The sequence below is a fragment of the Mycobacterium sp. E3251 genome, from assembly GCF_001666835.1.
GTDB lineage: Bacteria > Actinomycetota > Actinomycetes > Mycobacteriales > Mycobacteriaceae > Mycobacterium.
Window position 1 is genome coordinate 66787 of the sequence record NZ_LZJF01000188.1, and the last position, 20895, is coordinate 87681.

The 20895-nt window shown below is 70.3% G+C and carries 9 protein-coding genes; 5 read left to right on the forward strand and 4 right to left on the reverse strand.

The genetic code is table 11. The features are described 5' to 3' along the window. Nucleotide 1: 1 nt before the first annotated feature. Complete coding sequence (locus A5697_RS23400) at nt 2–1027, forward strand: NAD-dependent epimerase/dehydratase family protein (protein ID WP_067943892.1); 1026 nt, start codon at nt 2–4, stop codon at nt 1025–1027. Next, a complete protein-coding gene (locus A5697_RS23405; protein ID WP_067943890.1) occupies nt 1024–2391 on the forward strand; it encodes an FAD-binding oxidoreductase in 1368 nt (455 codons plus the stop codon). The genes A5697_RS23400 and A5697_RS23405 overlap by 4 nt, the downstream gene beginning before the upstream one ends. Here A5697_RS23405 and A5697_RS23410 read toward each other — a convergent pair. The 3 genes from A5697_RS23410 to A5697_RS23420 all read right to left on the reverse strand — a co-directional run bounded on the left by A5697_RS23410 (nt 2388) and on the right by A5697_RS23420 (nt 4966). Beyond that, entirely contained in the window at nt 2388–2720 is a 333-nt protein-coding gene (locus A5697_RS23410) for a hemophore-related protein (protein ID WP_068012193.1), read from the reverse strand. The two genes, A5697_RS23405 and A5697_RS23410, sit on opposite strands and share 4 nt — an antisense overlap. A 216-nt stretch (nt 2721–2936) precedes the next feature. After that, nucleotides 2937–3293, reverse strand: a complete 357-nt coding sequence (locus A5697_RS23415; RefSeq protein ID WP_067943885.1) for a hemophore-related protein — start codon at nt 3291–3293, stop codon at nt 2937–2939. 230 nt (nt 3294–3523) lie between these two features. Further along, nucleotides 3524–4966: an amidase family protein gene (locus A5697_RS23420; RefSeq protein ID WP_068012194.1), complete on the reverse strand. Its 1443-nt coding sequence runs from the start codon at nt 4964–4966 to the stop codon at nt 3524–3526. A 256-nt stretch (nt 4967–5222) separates the two neighbouring features. Between A5697_RS23420 and A5697_RS23425 the strand changes: the two genes are divergently transcribed. From A5697_RS23425 to A5697_RS23435, 3 genes are read left to right on the forward strand one after another with little or no spacing between them, the layout of a single operon-like run. Then, nucleotides 5223–6926 (forward strand): acyl-CoA dehydrogenase family protein, encoded by a 1704-nt coding sequence (locus tag A5697_RS23425; protein WP_197501094.1) that lies wholly within the window; start codon nt 5223–5225, stop codon nt 6924–6926. Continuing rightward, nucleotides 6923–14620 (forward strand): type I polyketide synthase, encoded by a 7698-nt coding sequence (locus A5697_RS23430; RefSeq protein WP_068012195.1) that lies wholly within the window; start codon nt 6923–6925, stop codon nt 14618–14620. Before A5697_RS23425 ends, A5697_RS23430 begins: the two co-directional genes overlap by 4 nt. Before the next feature lie 14 nt (nt 14621–14634). Beyond that, nucleotides 14635–20151 carry a carboxyl transferase domain-containing protein gene (locus A5697_RS23435; RefSeq protein WP_068012196.1) on the forward strand — a complete coding sequence of 1839 codons (5517 nt, stop codon included), beginning with the start codon at nt 14635–14637 and terminating at the stop codon, nt 20149–20151. On the opposite strand, the gene A5697_RS23440 is transcribed toward A5697_RS23435, so the two are convergent. Then, nucleotides 20140–20895 carry a 4'-phosphopantetheinyl transferase superfamily protein gene (locus A5697_RS23440; RefSeq protein ID WP_067943876.1) on the reverse strand — a complete coding sequence of 252 codons (756 nt, stop codon included), beginning with the start codon at nt 20893–20895 and terminating at the stop codon, nt 20140–20142. The two genes, A5697_RS23435 and A5697_RS23440, sit on opposite strands and share 12 nt — an antisense overlap.

Below are 20895 nucleotides of genomic sequence, written 5' to 3' on the forward strand. Positions count from 1 at the left end.
CATGCGCGCATTCGTCACAGGAGGAACCGGGTTCGTGGGGTCGAACCTGGTGGCCGCCTTGGTCGAACGGGGGATCGCCGTCCGCGTGCTGCGGCGTTCGACCTCCTCGCTGGCGGCATTGGCCGGCGTGGACTGCGAGACGTGCGTCGGTGACGTGCTGGACGAGGTCGACGCCCTCGCCGCCGCGATGGCCGGCTGCGACTGGGTGTTCCACACGGCGGCGATCTCCGACTACTGGCGCTACCGCGGGCAAAATCGCCTCTACCGCACCAACATTGGTGGCACCCGCAACATGCTGGCCGCCGCCCTGCGGGCGGGTGTGCAACGGTTTGTCCTCACCAGCTCCCTCGCCGCGCTCGGCGTGCCGGAACCGGGGCACCTGCTCACCGAGTCCGACAGCTTCAACCTGCGTCCGCGCCAATTCCCATACGGCTACAGCAAGCACCTCGCCGAATCCGAGCTACGCCTCGCGGCCGCCGCGGGCCTTGCGGCCGTGGCGGTCAATCCGTCCGTCGTCATCGGGCCGGGCGACCTCAACCGCACGGAGAGCGCGATGTTCGTCCAGGCCGCGCGCGGAGGGCTGCGGGTCGCCACACCCGGTGGCACCAACTTCGTTGCGGTCGGTGACGTGGTGGCGGGCCACATCGCGGCTGCCGAGCGGGGACACGCCGGCGAGCACTACATCCTCGCCGGCGAAAACCTCAGCTTCCCTGAGGCTTTCGCAACCGTCCGCGACATAGCCGGCCAGCCCGGGCCGGGGCACGTTCTTCCGCGGTGGACCATACCGGTGGCGGCGGCGGCCGTGGGCGCGGCCCGCTTCGTGGTGGGCCCTCGTCTGCCCATCGGCGGAAAACAGATGCGGTTGTCGTCTGCTTACATTTATGCCGACGGCAGCAAGGCCCGCACCGAGTTGGGCGTCCCCTATACGCCGTTTCGGGCGGCCGCCCAGAGTGCCTACGACTGGTACCTGGAAAACCACTATCTGCCCGAACAAGCCGCGGATACGCGGCCGCGCATACGGCGATGACACGCGCGGTCGACGCGATCCCCGGCTTCACCGGCCACATAGTCCACCCCGGCAGCGACGAGTACGACTCGGCGCGACAGCTTTTCAACGCCCTGATCGACAAGCGGCCCGCCGTCGCGCTGCGCTGCCGCTCCCGCGCGGACATCGTCGCCGCCGTCCGGTACGCCGTCGGCTCCGGAGCCGAGATCGCGGTGCGGTGCGGCGGGCACAGCGTCGCGGGACACTCCTCGACCGATGGCGGCATCCTCATCGACCTCGCCCTGATGCGCGGCGTCGTCGTCGACGCCGAGCACCGGATCGCGGTCGTGCAGCCCGGCGCGACCTGGCGCGACATCGACCGGGCCACCGCCCGCCACGGCCTGGCCTGCCCCGGCGGGGTGGTGTCAACGACGGGCGTGGGCGGGTTCACGCTCGGCGGTGGGGTCGGCTGGTTGTCCCGCGCATACGGCCTGGCCTGTGACAACTTGACCGCAGCGGAGCTCGTGCCGGCCGACGGGGAGTTGCTGTATGTCAGTGCGGCACAGAACCCGGAGATCTTGTGGGGGCTGCGGGGCGGCGGCGGCAACTTCGGCGTGGTCGCACACTTCGTGCTCGACCTGCACCCGGTCGATCAGGTCATCGGGGGTATGCGGGCCTACGACGACGCTGACGCCGAGGCCGTGCTGAAACACTTTCGCGCCCAGATGAACAGTGCCGACGACCACCTCGCGTCCCTCGTCGACTTCGGCACCGATGAGGGTTCGGGACGCCGGCTGGTCACGATGCTGAGCTGCTCGACACGGCCCGACGAGATCGGCCGGGCGGCCGTCGGCGCGCTGGCGCGGGTCGCCGGTTTGAGAACCGAACCGGTGCTGGCGCTGCAACGCGACATCGCCTACCCCACTTGGCAGCAGGCCCTCGACCACACCGCCCCGTTCGGGCGGCTGAACTACTGGAAGTCGATTTTTCTCACGGAGCTATCCGACGACGCGATTCGGCGGATCGCGGCGCTCGGGCGAACCCGCCCCACGCCGCAGACCCATGTGCACCTGATCCGGCTCGGCGGTGTTCCGAGCCGCGTTCCGCCGCAGGCGACCGCCTTTTCGACCCGCAACTATCCCTACATCGTGCACCTGATCACCACGTGGACCGAGCGCGCCGACATCGAACGGTGCAGGTCGTGGACCGATGAAGCGTACGAAACGCTGCGCCCCCTCGGCCCGGCCGGTGTGTACCTCAACTTCGTGGGCGATGAAGGGGCGCTGCGCATTCGGGCCAGCTACGGTGAAGCCACGTACCGCCGGCTTGCCAAGCTGAAGGCTCGGCTCGATCCGGATAACCGCTTCGCCCTCAACCAGAACGTCGAGCCCGCAACGGATGGTTAGTAGTTAGGGCAGGAATTGGCGAGCGGCACGACGATGCCGTGGAACGGTGCGGCGTCGGGGTTGTTCCCCATGTCCTGCAGCATCTGCCGGCGTTTGGGCCGCGGCGCGGCGACGAGATCGTGCAACCAGGCCTGCGCCTCCGGGGAACCGTTGAATTGCGCCGCGGGTCCCGGGAATTCCGCATTCAGCGCCGCAACCACCTGCTGGTAACTGCATCTGCTGTTGACGGCCGGGGTGATGTCGGGGTCGGCGGATGCGACTCCCACTCCAGCGGTCAATGTCAATCCGCAAATTGCGACGGCCAATTTGGCCAATGACGGCTTAGACATTTGGTACCCCCCTTTACTGAGGCGTCGATGCCGACCCCGGCGGCATCTGAAGGAGCTCGCCTCTTTCGGTCAGTAGTTGATTTGTTCCAACTACAGCCTCACCCCGCACCCGTCGTTCGACAACCGGCCAATCGGCCCAAATTCGGAGGCCCTTAGGCCCTTGGGGCGACCTGGCCCGGGCCGGCCAATCCGCCTGGCACGGCCCGGGCCCGGTGCTCAGTACTTATTGCAGATTTTCGCGACGTTCTTCATCGTTTGGAGGTACGGCTGGGCGTCGGGCATGCCCTGGATCTGCGCGGCTAATTGCCTGCGCTGGTCCGGCCCCGCATCGACGAACTGGTGCAAAAAGCCCTGAGCGATCGGCGATCCGTTGAATTTCGCCGCATCGTCGGGAAATTGCGTGTTGAGCGCGGCCGTCGCCTGATCGTACGTACAGGTCGAGTTGATGACCCGCTCCAGATCGGGGTCGGGAGCGGTAGTGGGATCCGCGGCCGCGATGCCGGCTCCGGTGGTGAGGGATAACGCCAGACCACCAGTCGCAACTGCCAATCTGGTCCACGAAAACGTGACCATTCTGAATAACCTTTCAAGGGGAACACACCGCGATAAATCCGGCGATGATTATGTCAGCCTAGCGTCTGTTTCGGGGTCCAGCCTCCTACGGGGCTCTGGAGTATCTAAGAATTCAGTAGCGGCGAGATAAGACGCCTTTCGCCATGCCATTGCGCCGGTCAAATCGAATGCGGCGCAACGGAAATGAGGCCGGCGCAGCCCGCAGCCGCACGATGTTTGGGGAGCCAACCCTAAGCAGGCGTGCGATACCGCGCGGCCGGCGGCCGGTGCTGGGCCCACGGGCGCGCCGACTCCAGTTGCGCGGCAAGCGAAATGAGGGTCAGCCCGTCATCGGGCCGCCCTACCAGATGGACCGCTTCGGGCAGGCCGTGCGGCGAGATTCCGACCGGGACCGACATCGCCGGTTGCCCGGTGTAGTTCTGCGTCGGGGTGAACGGCATGAAGCCCAACACCCGCGCCATCGCGCGGGTGGGCCCCAGGCCCTCGAGGTGCCCGACGGGCACCGGCGGCTTACCCAGCACCGGCGTCATCAGCACGTCGAAATCGGCGACCGGCCGCAGCCCGCGCTCGCTCATCCGGTCACGGGCGGCCAGCGCCCGGTGCGCCAGCCAGTCGGGGACCAGCCGGGCGGTACGTCCCTCGGCCTGGATCCGCCGCTCCAGCAGCTCGGGTGTGGGCAGCCGCTCGATTTCATCGGCGAGGCCGTGCATCATCAGCGCGAACACCGAAAGGACAGCGGCCGGCGGATAGACCGGATCACGCTCGACGACTTCGTGGCCCAGCGAGCGCAGCAGCTCGGCGGTCTCCAATACCGGCCGGCGCACCTCCTCGCTGACCGGAACGGGAATGACCGGTTTGAAGGACATGGCGATCCGCAGCGGACGCGGTGCGCGCGACACCGCGTCGATCAGGGTCGGCGGCGGAAACGCCGAGACGATTTCGTCGTTGGGCTCCAGGCCGGCCATCGCGTCGTGCAGCAGCGCCGCATCGGCCACGCTGCGGGCCAGCGCGCCGATGTGATGCAGCCCGTGGAACCGGTAGGCCCGCTCCGGTGATTGCTTGGTGCTGATCCACCCGCGCTGACCCTTCAGGCCGACCACTCCGCAGCAGGCGGCCGGGATGCGAACCGACCCGCCCCCGTCGGTGCCCAGCGCGCCGGGCACCATGCCGGCCGCCACCGCCGCCGCCGAACCACCGCTGGAACCGCCGGTGGTCCGGCCCAGGTGCCACGGATTGCGGGTCACGCCCCAGGTGGGGGACTCGCACATCGGGACGGCGCCGAACTCGGGCAGATTCGTCTTGCCGATGATGACCGCCCCGGCTTCCCGGAGGCGCCGCACCGCGGCGCTGTCGCGGCTGACCGGCCCCGTGTCGATCGCGGTGCCGCACATCGACGACACTCCCGCCACATCCGTGTCGTCCTTGACCGCGATCGGCACCCCCGCCAGCGGCAGCACTTCGCCGGCGGCGAGCCGGCGTTCGACCTGCGCCGCTTCCGCCCTCGCCTGCTCGGCGAGCACGACGCGGAATGCGTTCAAGACCGGGTCGAGTTGAGCGATCCGCTCGAGGTGGAAATCCAGCAGCTCTCGCGGTGAAACCTCGCGGTCGCGCACCATTTGCGCCAGCCGCGCCACCCCGGCAAAGGCAAGGCTTTCATTATCAACGGCGGTCATGCACGCCCTTTCGCGCCAAACCCCCCGTCCGACTGAACTCCCCGCCGAGTGTACGCACACCTTGACCGATGCCGCCGAGAACGAATTCATGCAGGCCAGCGAGGACCTTGTCTCCTGCGGCAATAGGACTTTCGGCTCTCGCCCGCGGCACCCGCGGGGTCAAAGAATCACTAAGAGCAGCGGTGAAAGGGGAGTCACGGCCTGCCAGGGAGGACATTTCGATGAATAGGTCCGAGTCGTCCGCCGCGTACCGCACGTGGCGCCTGACCGTCATGGCCACTCGGCGTCGGTGGGCAAGGCGATGACCACCGACGTCGGCCTGGACCGCGACAGCCTCGAAATGATGCTGACCTCGCTCGATGATTTCCTCGCCGAGGCGCTGCCGGATACGCGCCGGCTGGCCCTCGACCACGATGACGTCTGCCCGGAAGAAACCGTCCGCGCGATGTGCGGTGAAGACCTCGGCGTGCAGCTCGTCTTCATCCCTGAGGAGTACGGCGGATTCGGCGGCGGGGCGTTCGACTCCTACCGGGTCTGCGAACGGCTCGCCCGCTTCGACATCGGCGTCGCCACCGCGGTACTGGCCACGTTTCTCGGCAGCGACCCGATCGTCGTGGGCGCGACCGAACAGCAGCGCAAGGAGTGGCTCGGGCGCATCGCCGAAAAGGGAATCCTATTCGCTTACGCCGCAACGGAACCCGAGGCGGGAAGCGATTTGGCGGCGATGAACACGACGGCCACACCGGTCGAGACCGACGGTCAGGTGACGGCCTACCGGCTCAATGGCCGCAAGCAATGGATCAGCAACGGCTCCATCGCGGATGCCTACTCGGTTCTTGCCCTGGCGCCGGGCGGACCGTCCTGGTTCGTGGTGACGAAGGGCGCCCCCGGGTTCTCGGCGGCACCCCCGGAAGACAAGCACGGCATCCGGTTGTCCGACACCGCAGCGCTATTCCTCGATGACGTGCTGGTCCCGGCGGAGCAATTGGTGGGCCGCGAGGAGGGCCGCGGGCTCGCCCAGGCCCAGCAGGTCTTCGGCTACACGCGGGTGATGGTCGCCGCATTCGGGCTCGGCGGCGGCTGGGCGGCCCTGGACCGGGCGATCGCCTACTCCGCCGACCGGGTGCAGGGCGGCGCACCGCTGTCGGACAAGCAAGGGTTCACCCACAAGCTGATCGTGCCGCATGCGGTGCGGCTGGAGGCGGCACGCGCGTTCATCGAGGAAACCGCGGCCCGGATCGACGGCGGCGAGGGTGCCGGCGGCGCGCTCAACACCGAGGGCGCGATCGCCAAATACCTAGCCACCGAGTCCGGTAACGCGGCCGCCGAGGCGGCGATCCAGGCGCACGGCGGATACGGCTATACCCGGCCGTACCTGGTGGAGAAGATCAAGCGCGACGTCCGGATCACCACGATCTACGAGGGCACCTCGGAGATCATGGAGATGACGATCGCCCGCGGCCGCTGGCAGCAGCACCTCAAGACGTCGGGCGCCTATTACCGCGACGCGGCGCGCGCACTTGACGATGTCCCCGGCGAATGCGGCGGCCCCACGGCGGCGCTGGCGCTGGAATGCCTTGGCGCCGTGCTGGAATCGTGCCGGGTCGGCCGGTTGACCCGCAGCCAGCACGTGCTGTTGCGGTTGGGTGAACTGATCAGCTACGCCGAATGCGCGGGCGCACTGGCCCGCCGCGCGGCCGCGGCCGCGGCCGGTGCGTTGCCGGCGAAATCGGACGCCCGCTTCGACGCGGCCGCGCTGGCCGCCATCAGCCGCGTTTTCGCGCGCGACGCGGCGTTGAAGGTCGCCGAGGAGGGCTTGCGGTGGGTGACCGGCGCCGGGGGGTCTGACCTCGCCGTCGCGCTGCCGCTGGACCAGGTGCGGGCCGCGCAGGCCGGCCTGCTGAATGACATGGACCGGGTGGGGGACGCGCTGTATCGAAGAGAGGCCGGAACATCATGACGACCACGCCACAGGAGCCGATCGCGGTGGTCGGCGTCAGCGCGATCATGCCCGACGCGCCCGACGCCGCCACCTTCTGGGCCAACATCAAGGCCGGCCTCTACAGCATCAGCGACGTGCCGCCCGAGCGCTGGGATCCGGAGCTCTATTACGATCCCGACCCACACGCTCCCGACAAGACCTACTCCCGGATCGGTGGTTGGGTCCGCGACTTCACGTGGGAACCGCTGGCGTGGCGGCTGCCCATCCCGCCGGCGGTCAGCGCGCAGATGGACGACGGTCAGAAGTGGGTGGTGGCGGCCGCCCGCTCCGCCCTGCTCGAAGCCGGATGGCCCGACTGGACGGTGGACCCCGAACGGGTCGCGGTCATCATCGGCAGCGCCATCGGCGGCGACAAGCAGCATCAGACCAACCTGCGAATCCAGTTTCCCGCTGTCATTCAAAAGCTCCGCGCTACACCGTCATTCGCGCAACTCCCCGAGTCGGTGCGCGACGCCGTGCTCGCCGAGACCCGGGCCGCGTTCCTGGGTGGAATCTCCGAGATCACCGAGGACACCATGCCCGGCGAGCTCGCGAACGTGGCAGCCGGCCGGGTGGCGAACCTGTTCAACTTCCGCGGCCCCAACTTCACCACCGACGCGGCGTGCGCCTCGGGGCTGGCCGCGATGTCGGCCGCCGTGCGGGGATTGCAGGCCGGCGACTTCGATGCCGCCGTGACCGGCGGCCTCGACCGCAACATGGACCCGGCGGGGTTCGTGAAGTTCTGCAAGATCGGCGCGCTGTCGGCGACCGGCACCCGCCCATTTGACGCGGGCGCGGACGGCTTCGTAATGGGTGAGGGCGCCGCGCTGTTCGTCCTCAAGCGGCTGTCCGACGCCGAACGCGACGGCGACCGGATCTACGCGGTGCTGCTCGGCATCGCCGGCTCCAGTGACGGTCGCGGCAAGGGCATCACCGCCCCCAACCCGGTGGGCCAGCGGCTGGCGGTGGAGCGCGCCTGGGCGGCGTCCGGCCTCGATCCGGCGGCGGCCACCTGCATCGAGGCGCACGGGACGTCCACCCGGGTGGGCGACGCGACCGAATTGGCCAGCCTCACAGACGTTTTTGGTAAGGCCGGCGCGACGCCCGGTTCGATCGCGCTGGGGTCGGTCAAGTCCAACATCGGCCACCTCAAGGGCGCGGCCGGTGCCGCGGGCCTGTTCAAGACGGTGCTCAGCCTGCACAACAAGCTGCTGGTGCCCAGCCTGCACTTCGAGCACCCGAACCCCAACGTGGACTGGAACGACATCCCGTTCCGGGTCAACACCGAACTGAGCGAGTGGCCGGCACCGGCCAACGGGGTGCGGTGCGCCGGGGTCAGCTCCTTCGGGTTCGGCGGCACCAACTTTCACGCCGTGCTCGAGGAGTACGTGCCCGGTCGGCATCGCCCGCCGGGGGAGGCCCGCTCCTACCCGGGCGCGACCATAGCGCAGCGACCCGCCCCGGCGCAGGCCGCGCCGGTCGAGGCAAAGGCGCCGCTGCGGGGCGCGGCGGTGGTCGGCGGCGCGGATGACGCCGGTGTGGCCGCACAGCTGGACCGGCTCGCCGAGCGGGCGTCGGGCGGCGATGTCCCCGCGGTGGCCCCGCCGGACCCCGCCCTGGCGGGCGCGCCCGTTCGGGTCGCCATCGACTTCGCGGATGCGGCCGACCTCGCGACCAAGGCGGCGAAGGCGGCCGGCGCGCTGCGTCACGGCGACCCCGCCGTGTGGCGGATGCTGCGCGCGCAGGGCGTCTTCGTCGGCCGCGGGGCACCGGGCAAGGTCGCGTTCCTCTACACGGGTCAGGGATCGCAGTACGTCAACATGCTTTCCGACCTGCGCGCGCGAGAGCCGATCGTGCGGGAGATGTTCGAGGAAGCCGACAGCGTCACGCGACACCTGCTGGACAAGCCGCTCACCGACTACATCTTCACCGACAGCACCGATGAGGCTGCCGTGCAACGACTCTCGCAGCAGCTCATGCAAACCGAGATCACCCAGCCGGCCGTCCTTGCCACCGATCTGGCCCTGGCCCGGCTGCTCGATGCCTACGGCGTGCGGCCCGACATGGTGATCGGCCACAGCCTGGGCGAATACGGCGCCCTGATGGCCGCCGACGCGCTGTCGCTGGACGCCGCGCTCGAAGCCGCCAGCGTCCGTGGACGGGCGATGGCCGACCTGCCCGGTCCCGACAACGGTGCGATGGCGGCCGTGACCGGTCCGCTGTCCGAGATCGAGCGGCTCGTCGGGGCCACCGACGGCTACGTCGTCATCGCCAACATCAACAGCACCAATCAGGCCGTCATCGGCGGTGCCACCGACGCCGTCGAGCGCGCCGTCGCCGCACTGCGGGCCGCGGGCATGAGCGCCTCGCGGCTCCCCGTCAGCCACGCGTTCCACACCGCGATCGTCGCGCCGGTCAGCGAACCACTGAAGACCGTCCTGCGCCGGCTCGGCGTGAGCGCGCCCCGGCTGCCCGTGGTCTCCAACGTGACCGGTGACTTCTATCCGGCGGACGCCGACCTCGACACGATGCTGGACCTGCTCACCCGCCAGGTGGCCTCGCCGGTGCGGTTCGTCGACGGACTGCGCACGTTGTACGAGGCAGGTGCCCGCGTCTTCGTCGAGGTCGGCCCGAAGAAGGCGCTGCATGGCTTCGTCGAAGACGTGCTCGGGGAAGATGTGTTGGCGCTCTTCACCAATCACCCGAAAGCCGGCGATGTCGCCTCGTTCAACCGGGCGCTGTGCGGGCTCTACGCGGCCGGGCTGGGATTCGGCTCGCCCGCCGCGGCGGGTACCGACACCGCCGCCGTGGCGACCGCCCCGCAAGCCGCGATGCCCAGCGGGAGGTCCGCGATGATCAGCGAACAGCCGGTGGTGATCACCGGTGCGGCGCTTGGGTTGCCCGGTGTCGAGCGCGTCTTCGACGACGAGAACATCGCCCGGATCCTCGACGGCCAACAGTTCATCGACACCATCCCGCACCGGCTGCGCCGGTCGATGCTCGACCGGCACATCACCCGCCTGGTCAAGCGGGAATCCGGCGACCCCACGTTCGAGACGATCGACAACGAGGCCGATGTCATCAAACTGGCCGGGCGCAGCGCACCGCTGGACGTGGTCGCCGAGTTCGCGGTCGACACCGCCCGCGACGCCGCGCTCGACTCCACCACCAAGCTGGCGATCGGGGCGGGCTTCGACGCGCTGCGCGACGCCGGAATCCCGCTGGTCATGCGCTACAAGACCACGACACTGGGCACCCGGCTGCCCGACCGGTGGGGGTTGCCCGACTCGATGCGCGACGACACCGGCGTCATCTTCGCATCCGCGTTCCCGGGTTACGACAACTTCGCCCGCGACCTCGAGCACTACTACGTCGACCGGAGCAACCGGGAGCACCTGCTCGCACTGGAGGCGGTGCGCGCCCGGATGAGCGGCGACGACCCCGCCGCTGCGGAGGTCGACCGGCGCATCCACGAATTGCGTCACGCGTGCGAGTCCAACCGGTATGAGTTCGACCGCCGGTTCATCTTCCGCTGCCTGGCGATGGGCCATTCGCAGTTCGCCGAGATCATCGGCGCGCGCGGGCCCAACACGCAGGTCAATGCCGCATGCGCGAGCACCACACAGGCGATCTCGCTCGCCGAGGACTGGATCCGGGTCGGCCGCTGCCGCCGGGTGATCGTCGTCTCCGCCGACGACGCCAGCTCCGACGCCCTGCTGCCCTGGCTGGGATCCGGATTCCTGGCGTCCGGCGCCGCCGCCACCGACGACATCGTCGAGGAGGCCGCCACCCCGTTCGACCGGCGGCGGCACGGAATGATCCTCGGCATGGGCGCCGCCGCCCTCGTGGTGGAATCCGCCGAGTCCGCCGCCGAACGTGGGCTGCAACCCATCTGCGAGGTCCTCGGCACCATCACCGCCAACAGCGCCTTCCACGGCACCAGGCTCGACGTCGAGCACATCGGCGGCGTGATGGAACACCTGGTCGCCCAGGCCGAAGCTCGCGGCGTGGACCGCCACGCCATCGCGCCCAACACCGTGTTCGTCTCCCACGAGACATACACACCGGCCCGCGGGGGCAGCGCAGCGGCCGAAATCAACGCCCTGCGAAGGGTTTTCGGGTCCGACGCGGACGCCGTGGTCATCACCAACACCAAGGGCTTCACCGGGCACGCGATGGGCGCCGGCATCGAGGACATCGTGGCGATCAAGGCGCTGGAGACCGGTCTGGTTCCCCCCGTCCCCAACTTCAAGGAACCCGACCCGGAGCTGGGCCGGCTGAACCTGTCGGTGGGCGGCAGCTATCCGGTGCAATACGCGCTCCGGTTGGGCGCCGGGTTCGGTTCGCAGATCGCGATGACGCTGATGCGCTGGACCCCGGTTCCCGACGGCCGCCACCGGCCCCCCGACGAACTCGGTTACGAGTACCGGATCATCGACCGCGCCGCCTGGCGGCGCTGGCTCGCCCAGGTGTCGGGCAGGCCCGACGCCGACCTGGAGATCGTGCAGCACCGGCTGCGGGTCGTGGACACCGGAGCGCCCGTGTTAAGCCCACCGGCCGCTCCGGCAGCCGCCCCGGCGCGGCAACCGGCGGTGGTGTCGGAGCCGGAACCGGCGGTCGCCCCTGCCGCGGACGACGTCACCGATGTGGTGGTGGGCACGGTGGCCGAGCTGACCGGTTATCCGCGTGAATTGTTGGATCTGGACCTGGATTTGGAGGCCGATCTGGGGGTGGACACGGTCAAGCAGGCCGAGATTTTCGCCGCGATTCGGGAGCACTATGGGGTGGCTCGTGATGAGAACCTCAAGCTGCGTGACTTCCCCACCCTGAATCACGTCATCGCCTGGATCCGCGAAAAGTCCGGCGTGGCGGCGCCTCCCGCCGAGGCGCCCGCGCCAAAGCCCGTGCCAAAGCCCGCGGCACCGGCGCCAGCCGGGGACGACGTCACCGATGTGGTGGTGGGCACGGTGGCCGAGCTGACCGGTTATCCGCGTGAATTGTTGGATCTGGACCTGGATTTGGAGGCCGATCTGGGGGTGGACACGGTCAAGCAGGCCGAGATTTTCGCCGCGATTCGGCAGCACTATGGGGTGGCCCGCGATGAGAACCTCAAGCTGCGTGACTTCCCCACCCTGAATCACGTCATCGCCTGGATCCGCGACAAGGCGGAGGCCCAGACCCACCCAAAAGCGCTCACTGAAACACCGCCGACCATCCCAGGCGACACCGCCGCCACCGACCGGATCACCCGGCAGGTGCCCGTACCCGCGCTGCGGCCAGAGCTCGCGGCCTGCCTGCCCACCGGTGTCACGCTCGGCCAAGGCACGCGCGTTGCCGTCATGGGCGACGAAGGCGGCGTCGCGGATGCGCTGATCGCCCGGCTGACCCGGCTCGGCGTCGATGTGGTGACGCTGCGGCCCGACGACGACGTCAGCACCGTTCTGAGCGACGCCGTCGACGGCGTCTACTGGCTGGCGGCCCTCGACGACGAGGGCCCGCTGGAGCGCTTGGACCTCGCCGGCTGGCACGAAGCGCTGCGGCGCCGGGTGCGCAACCTCTACACCACCATGCGGCACCTGTACGAGCACAGCCCGTTCCTTGTCGTGGCCACGCGGCTGGGCGGATACCACGGCTACGACGCGACCGGGGCGACCTGCCCCCTGGGCGGAGCGGTCACCGGGTTCGCCAAGGCGTACCGGCGCGAGCGCCCCGAGGCGCTGGTCAAGGCGGTCGACTTCCCGGTCAACCGTAAGACCGCGGCGCTGGCCGACGCGCTGATCGACGAGACGCTCCGCGATCCCGGTTGTGTCGAGGTCGGTCACGCCGATGGCCGCCGCTGGGGCGTCGGCCTGGCGGAGCGACCGTTTTCCGCCGAGGCCAGCAAGGCTCTCGGCCCCGACCCGGTCTTCCTCGTCACCGGGGCCGCCGGCAGCATCGTGTCGGCGATCACCGCCGACCTCGCCGCGGCCTGGCGGGGCACCTTCCACCTGCTGGACCTCACGCCGGAACCCGACCCGGCCGACCCCGACCTGCGGCGGTACGCCGAAGACCGCGACGGCTTCAAGGTCGAACTGGCGGATCGGATGCGCGCCAGGGGCGAGCGCCCGACACCGGTCCTGATCGAGCGGGAATTGGCCCGCCTGGAGCGCCGGCAGGCCGCGCTGGCCGCCATCCGAGCCGTCGAGGCCGCCGGCGGTTCGGCGCGCTACCACAGCGTCGACCTCACCGACGCGGCCGCGGTGGACAAAGTGCTGGCGCAGGTGCGGGAGACCAGCGGGCGCATCGACGTGCTGCTGCACGCCGCCGGGGTAGAGGTCAGCCACGGGCTGCCGGACAAGGAGCCCGCCGAGTTCGACCTGGTGCTCGGGGTCAAGGGTGACGGATTGTTCAACGTGCTGCATGCCGCCGGTGACCTTCCGCTGGGCGCCGTCGTGGCGTTCAGTTCGGTCGCCGGCCGGTTCGGCAACATGGGCCAGACCGACTACAGCGCCGCCAACGACCTGCAGTGCAAGATCCTGAGCAACCTGCGTCGCACCCGTCCAGAGGTAAGGACGCTGGCGATCGACTGGACCGCCTGGGGTGGCATCGGCATGGCCACCCGCGGATCGATCCCGACGATCATGGCGGCGGCCGGGGTCGAGATGCTGCCCCCCGAGGCGGGTGTGGCGTGGATCAGGCGCGAACTGAACGCCGGCCTGACCGACGGCGAGGTCGTCGTCGCCGGGGCGCTCGGCGCGCTCACCGCCGAACCGCACGAAACCGGCGGCGTCGACCCGGCTTCGCTGACGGCGGACGGGCCGATGATCGGCGAGGTCGTCCGCGCCGGTGTGCACGACGGGTTGGTGCTGCACACCACCCTCGACCCGGCCACCCGGCCGTTCTTGGATCACCACCGCATCGAGGGCACGCCGGTGCTGCCCGGCGTGATGGGCATGGAGACGTTCGCCGAAGCCGCCCGGCTGTTGGCGCCCGATCTGCACGTGGCCGCCGTCGAGAATGTCGACTTCCGGGCGCCGCTCAAGTTCTATCGGGACGAGCCGCGCACTCTGACGGTGACGGCCCTGGTCCGCCCCGACGGCGACGACCTCGTCGCCGAATGCCGCCTGTCCGCGGAGCGCACGCTGCCCGGCAGCGACCAGCCGCAGCGCACCGTCCACTTCACCGGCTCGGTGCGGCTGACGGCCGAGCCGCCCACCCTCGCCGAGGGCGGCGCCGATCTCGGCGGCGAGGTGCCCGCGCTGAGTCCGGAGCAGGTCTACCGGCTGTACTTCCACGGCCCGGCCTATCGGGTGGTCGGTTCGGCGTGGAGGTGCGACGACGGCGCGGCCGCCCGATTCGCCGACGGACTGCCGCCGCAAACCGACGAGCCGGTGCTCATCGGGCCGCGACTGGTCGAGCTCTGCTTCCAGACCGTCGGCCTGTTCGAGGCCGGCACCCAGGGCGTCCTCGCCCTGCCGCTGCATGTCGACGCGGTGCACCTGAACGGGACCCCGACCGAACGGGCCGGGCTCGTGGCCACCGCAAGGCCGGACGGACGCGGCGGTTTCGTCTGCACCGTCCGCGACGACGAAGGCAGACCCGTGCTGCGGGTCGACGGGTACCGCACCGTGCCGCTGCCGCAGCCACCGTCCGCGGAGGTCGTCGCCCCGATCCGCTCCGTCATGCGCGGCTGAGGGGACGTATCGCCATGGACACCGAGATTCGCCGGCTGGCGATCGTCAACCGCGGTGAACCCGCGGTGCGCGCGCTGACCGCGGTGGCCGAGCTCAACCAGGCCGGCGACCAGCCGCCCATCCGGACCATCGTGTTCTACACGGACGCCGACGCCGACGCCTGGTACGTGCGCCAGGCCGACGAGGCCGTGCTGCTGGGAACCGCGACCTTCGCCGACCCGGCCGACGGCACCCGCCGGTCGCGTTACCTCGACCAGCCGGCGGTGATGGCGGCGCTGCGCGAGTGTGCGGCCGACGCCGTGTGGGTCGGGTGGGGATTCCTGGCCGAGCACGCGTCTTTCGCGCAGGCGTGTGAGGAGGCCGGCATCGTCTTCGTCGGGCCGGGCAGCGCCACCATCCGGCGGCTCGGGGACAAGGTGGCCGCCAAACGGCTCGCCGAGCAGGTGGACGTCCCGGTGGTGTGCTGGAGCGGTGGGCCGGTCGACGACGTGGCCGACGCCGGCGCCCTCGCAGCCAGGCTCGGCTATCCGCTGCTGGTCAAGGCGGCCGCCGGGGGAGGCGGCCGCGGGATCCGAACGGTTTACAGCGCCGCCGAACTCGCCGCGGCGTTGCCCTCGGCGCGGGCCGAGGCGCAGCTGGCCTTCGGAGACCCGACGGTGTTTTTGGAGAAGCTCGTGCCCGCCGCCCGGCACGTCGAAGTGCAGGTGATCGCCGACCACTACGGCACCGTGTGGGCGGCAGGCGTTCGCGACTGCACCTTGCAGCGGCGCCACCAGAAGGTGCTGGAGGAATCGGCCTCAACGGTGCTCGACGCCGCCGGGGAGCGGGCCATCCGCGAAGCGGCGGTACGCCTGGCCGCCGCGGCGGGCTACCGCAACGCCGGCACGGTCGAGTTCCTGGTCGACCCGGACACCGGGAACTTCCTGTTCATGGAGGTCAACACCCGGCTACAGGTCGAGCATCCGGTGACCGAGGTAACCACCGGGCTGGACCTGGTGAAGCTGCAGCTCCACGTGGCCCGGGGCGGGCGGCTGGTCGGCGCGCCGCCGCAGGTATCGGGGCATGCGATCGAGGCCCGGGTATGCGCCGAGGATCCCGAGGAGGCGTTCACCCCCGCGCCGGGCCGGTTGACCTGCCTGCGCCTGCCGACCGGCAACGGCATCCGCGTCGACGCGGGCGTACGCGAAGGGGACCGGATCCCGCCCGACTTCGACTCGATGATCGCCAAGATCGTCGCCTGGGGTAGTGACCGCACCGAGGCCCTCGCCCGGCTGCGCCGCGCCCTGCTCGACACCGCCATCGTCGTCGAAGGCGGCACCACCAACCGCTCGTTCTTGCTGAACCTGCTCAACCGGCCGGAGGTGCGCGACGGGCGCTTCGACAACCACTGGCTGGATCGGCTGACCGGGGAGGCGGCGCACCTGCCCGCCCCGGACCCGGTCGCCCTGCTGGTCGCCGCCGTGGAGTCGTACGACCTTGACGAGGCCGCCGAGCGGGCCGCGTTCCACGCCCGCGCCGCCCGCGGCGGCGCCGAAACCTCGGCAGAGGTCGGACACCGATGCCGCCTGCGGTACCGGGGCCAGCGATACATCGTGGACGTCTACCGCACCGGTGTCCGTACCTACCGCGTCACCGGCGCCGGCACGGCGGACGTCACGGTCTCCGACCGCGACGGATACGAGCGGCGGGTGGTGGTCGGCGGCGCGGCGCACCGGGTGCTGTCGGTGGTGGAAGGCGCCACCCTGCGCGTCGACATCGACGGCGTCGCGCACACGGTGTCGCGCGACGACGGGGGCCTGGTCCGCAGCCCCGGGCCGGCGTTCGTGGTCTCGGTCCTCGTCGAGCCCGGTGATCAGGTCGTCGAGGGCGACCGGCTCGCCGTGCTGGAGAGCATGAAGATGGAAACCACTCTCACGGCGCCGTTCGCGGGCACCGTCGCCTCGGTCGAAGCCGGTGCGAACGTTCAGGTGGAAGCGGGAGCGCCGGTGGTCCGCATCGCGACGTCCGACACCCGTCAGCGCGTCGGCGCGGCCGCCGTCGACTTCACCGGCCTGCGCGTCGCGGAGGCGCCCGGAACGCCGGCGTGCGAGCGCGTGTACGGCGCGCTGCGCTCCTATCTGCTCGGCTACGACCTCGATCCCACCTCGGTTCAGGCCATGCTGACCCGGCAGCGCCGGCTGGGCGAGATCGCGACGCCCACCGACCCCGACCTGCTGCGCTGCGAGGACAGTCTGCTGGACCTGTTCACCGACGTCGGTTCGCTGTACCGGCCGCGCGGCGAGGTCGAGCCGGAGGAGGCGCTCGTCGACGGCAGCACCCGGGAGTACCTGCTGTCGTTCCTGCAGTGGCTGGACGCGGACCGGGCCGGACTGCCCGACTCGTATCGGCGCCGGCTGGAGCGCGCGCTGTCCCGGTACGGGGTGCGTGGGCTCGAACGCACGCCCGAACTCGAGGAAGCCGTCGTCTGGATGTTCCGCTCATTCCGCCGGGTCGGCGAGCTGGCTTCCGCAGTGACCGCGATCCTCGAGCGCCGGCTCCGCCACCGCGCCGAGCTGGCAAAGGTGGCCGACCCCGAGATGCGGTCCCGGCTTGACCGGCTCGCGGCCATGCAGGGTCGCCAGCGCAACGTCGCGGACCTGGCCCGCGATGTGCGGTTCCATTACTTCGACGAGCCGCTGCTGGCGGCGACCGTCACCCACGAATACTCCCGCGTGCAGCGCGATCTCGATGCGCTGCGGAACGATCCCGACGGTGCGGGCCGGTCCCGCCGGATCGACCGCCTCGTCGCATGCCCACAGCCGCTGCGCGCCGAGCTGCTGCGGCGATGGCGTTCCAGCCGCGACCCGGGGCTGCACCGGGTGTTGGCGGAGGTGTACATCCGCCGGTTCTACCGAATCCGGAGACTGCGCCACGTGGCGGTCGGTGAGCATGACGGATGGATGCTGGGCAGCGCCGACTACGACTTCGAGAACAAGCGCATTCACCTGGTCACCGCGTACGCGCCCTGGGCGGAGCTGCCCGAACTGTCCGCGGCGATCGCCGGGCAGTTGCGGTCGGCCGACGCCGATCGGCAGGTCGTGGTGGATCTGGAGCTCTGGCGGCACGGCGAGACGGCGGAAATCGACACGGTAATCGCGGAAGCCGAAAAACTGCTCGCCGGATGCCATTTCGGCCGCCTGCTGTGGCGCCTGGATCTGACCGTGACAACCCTCGACGGGACCGCGCCGGAGCGCTTCCGCACCCACCACGTGACCTACCGGCAACGGGACGGGCAATTCGTCGAAGACGCGCTTTATCGCAATCTGCATCCGATGTTGGCCAAGCGGCTCGAGTTGTGGCGGCTGGCGAACTTCGAACTGCGGCGGCTGCGCTCGGCCGAAGACGTGTACGTGTTCCACGCGGTGGCACACGACAATCCCAGCGATCACCGCCTTTTCGCGCTCGCAGAAGTGCGCGACCTGACGCCGGTACGGGCCGCGGGCGGCGCGGTGCGATACCCGCGCCTGGAGCTGATGGGTCTGCTGGCACTGTCGGCCATGCAGGAGGCGCTGACCACATTCGATGCGCGCAACCGGCCGGCCGCCAACCGGATGGTGCTCTACGTGCGGCCCCCGTGGGAGGTTTCCCGGGCGGAGTGGGACGAACTCGCCGGTTCGTTGGCACCGCTCGCGGTCGGCGCCGGGCTGGAGAAGGTGGTGCTGCGCGTGCGCTATCCCGACGGTCGCGATGCCGTGCTCGACCTGGAGGGCTTAGACGGGGGCATGACGATACGCGAACGCCCGCCGGACAAGCAGCCCGTCCGCCCGTTGACGGCGTACCAGCAGAAGCTATTGCGCGCCAACCGCTTTGGTGCCCCGTATCCGTACGAGATCGTGCGGATGCTCACCCCTCCGCCCGGGGCCGTATCCCGGTTTCCCGCCGGGCGGTTCGTCGAGCACGACCTCGACGAGCAGGGCGGCCTGGCGCCGGTGTCGCGGGCATACGGGAACAACAGCGCCAACATCGTGGTCGGCCTGCTCAGCAACGAAACCGAGAAGGTCCCGGAGGGCATGACCCGGGTCGCGCTGTTCGGTGATCCGACCCGCGGGCTGGGCAACCTGGCCGAGCCGGAATGCCGGCGCATCATCGCGGCGCTGGATCTGGCCGAGCGGATGCGGGTGCCGGTCGAGTGGTTCGCGCTGTCGTCGGGGGCGAAGATCGCGATGGACAGCGGCACGGAGAACATGGACTGGATTGCCGCGGTGCTGCGCCGCCTCATCGAGTTCACCCAGGCCGGCGGCGAGGTGAACGTCGTTGTCACCGGGGTGAATGTGGGCGCCCAGCCGTACTGGAACGGCGAGTCGACGATGCTGATGCACACGCGGGGCATCCTGGTGATGACGCCGGCCAGTGCGATGGTGCTGACCGGCAAACAGGCACTCGACTTTTCCGGCGGGGTGTCCGCCGAAGACAACTTCGGTATCGGCGGGTTCGACCGGATCATGGGGCCCAACGGCCAGGGGCAGTATTGGGCTCCGACGCTGACCGACGCCTGCGACACCCTGCTGCGCCATTACGAGTACACCTACGTGCCGCCGGGCGAGCGGTGGCCGCGCCGGCGCACCACCACCGACCCGGTGGACCGTGACGTGCGGTCCGCGCCGCACTCCGGGTGCGACATGGCAACGGTCGGCGAAATCTTCTCCGCCGAACACAATCCGGAGCGGAAGAAGCCGTTCGACATGCGCTCGGTGATGCGGGCCGCGGCCGACGCCGACTCCGCGCCGCTGGAACGCTGGAGCCACTGGCGCGGCGCCGAGACCGCGATCGTGTGGGACGCCCACATCGGCGGAATTCCGGTGTGCCTGCTCGGAATCGAGTCGCACACCGTGCCCCGCCGCGGATTCGTGCCGGCGGGCGGCCCCACCTCGTGGTCGTCGGGGACGCTGTTTCCCCAGTCGTCCCGCAAGCTCGCACGCGCGATCAACGCGGCCAGCGGCAACCGCCCGGTCGTCGTGCTGGCGAACCTGTCCGGTTTCGACGGTTCACCGGAGTCCATGCGCCGCTGGCAGCTGGAGTATGGGGCCGAAATTGGCCGCGCGGTAACGAATTTCCACGGCCCGATCGTCTTCGTCGTGGTCTCCCGCTACCACGGCGGCGCCTTCGTGGTGTTCTCGACGAAACTCAACGACCGGCTCGAGATCGCCGCCGTCGAGGGCTCGTTCGCCTCGGTGATCGGCGGTGCGCCGGCCGCCGCCACCGTCTTCGTCCGGGACGTGGAGGCGCGCACCGATTCCGATCCCCGGGTCCGCCAGGCAACCGAAACGGCGCGCGACGCAACGGGTTCCGACGCCGCGAGCGCGCGGGCCCAGCTCGCCGAGCTCAGGGCGGCGGTGCACGCCGAGAAGCTCAGCCAAGTGGCCGACGAGTTCGATCGCGTGCACACGGTGGAGCGGGCGCTGGCGGTCGGCTCGGTCAACCACATCATCACCGCCCAGGGGCTGCGGCCCTACCTCGTCGACGCCCTCGACCGGGGCATGTCAACGGTGTAGCGGCCGGTCGAGCCACGAATGCCGCGGCTGGGCCGCCGCCAGCGCGCCGGGATCGCCAAGGGCGACAGGCGGTTCGGCCGCCACTTCCGTGGCCACCGTGAGGACGAAGCGACCGTCTCGCCGCCACCAGCCGGGAAACACCGTCCCCTCGGCCGCGCCCACCGTCAGCTCGCCCCAGCCGTCACCGCGCGGAGCCGCCAGCGCCACCTCCAGGGAGCGGGTGTCCCGGCGCAGTCCGGTGCGCAACACCTTGAGCGCACTTTCTTTCGCGGACCAGATCAGGTTCGCGGCCATGTCGCGGTCCTCACCGGCGGGGCGCGAGGCAACGAGTTCTTGCTCGGTCGCGGTGAAAAAGTCGAGCACGAAGCCGGGTGTGCGGGGCTCCACCAGCTCCAGGTCGCAGCCAACAGGCGACTCCGCGCAGTCCCCCTGTCGCGCCACGCAGACCGCCCAGCCCGCGCGGTCGGTGATCGACACCTCCACCCCGAGCGTGGTTCCCTCGACGCACACGTACGGGGCGCCGCTGGGCGCGTTGCGGATCTCGATGCCGGCGAGCGCCGCCGGGTCGGTGGGCCGGCCGGTCACGGCGGCGACGGCGTGCTTGGCGACCAGCCGCCGCAGCAGATATTCGGTGCGCCGCTTGGTAAACCGCAGCGCGGCCAGGCTGGCCGTCTCCGCCGGCGCCAGCCAGTGTTCACCGGCGGGCAGGTCGTCCTCGCCCATGGCGAGCCAGCGGACTTCCAC

Bases quoted from the DNA above. Each gene is read 5' to 3' on its own strand.
- A5697_RS23400 (WP_067943892.1), top strand. From the start codon at position 2: ATGCGCGCATTCGTCACAGGAGGAACCGGGTTCGTGGGGTCGAACCTG.
- A5697_RS23405 (WP_067943890.1), top strand. From the start codon at position 1,024: ATGACACGCGCGGTCGACGCGATCCCCGGCTTCACCGGCCACATAGTC.
- A5697_RS23410 (WP_068012193.1), bottom strand. From the start codon at position 2,720: ATGTCTAAGCCGTCATTGGCCAAATTGGCCGTCGCAATTTGCGGATTG.
- A5697_RS23415 (WP_067943885.1), bottom strand. From the start codon at position 3,293: ATGGTCACGTTTTCGTGGACCAGATTGGCAGTTGCGACTGGTGGTCTG.
- A5697_RS23420 (WP_068012194.1), bottom strand. From the start codon at position 4,966: ATGACCGCCGTTGATAATGAAAGCCTTGCCTTTGCCGGGGTGGCGCGG.
- A5697_RS23430 (WP_068012195.1), top strand. From the start codon at position 6,923: ATGACGACCACGCCACAGGAGCCGATCGCGGTGGTCGGCGTCAGCGCG.
- A5697_RS23435 (WP_068012196.1), top strand. From the start codon at position 14,635: ATGGACACCGAGATTCGCCGGCTGGCGATCGTCAACCGCGGTGAACCC.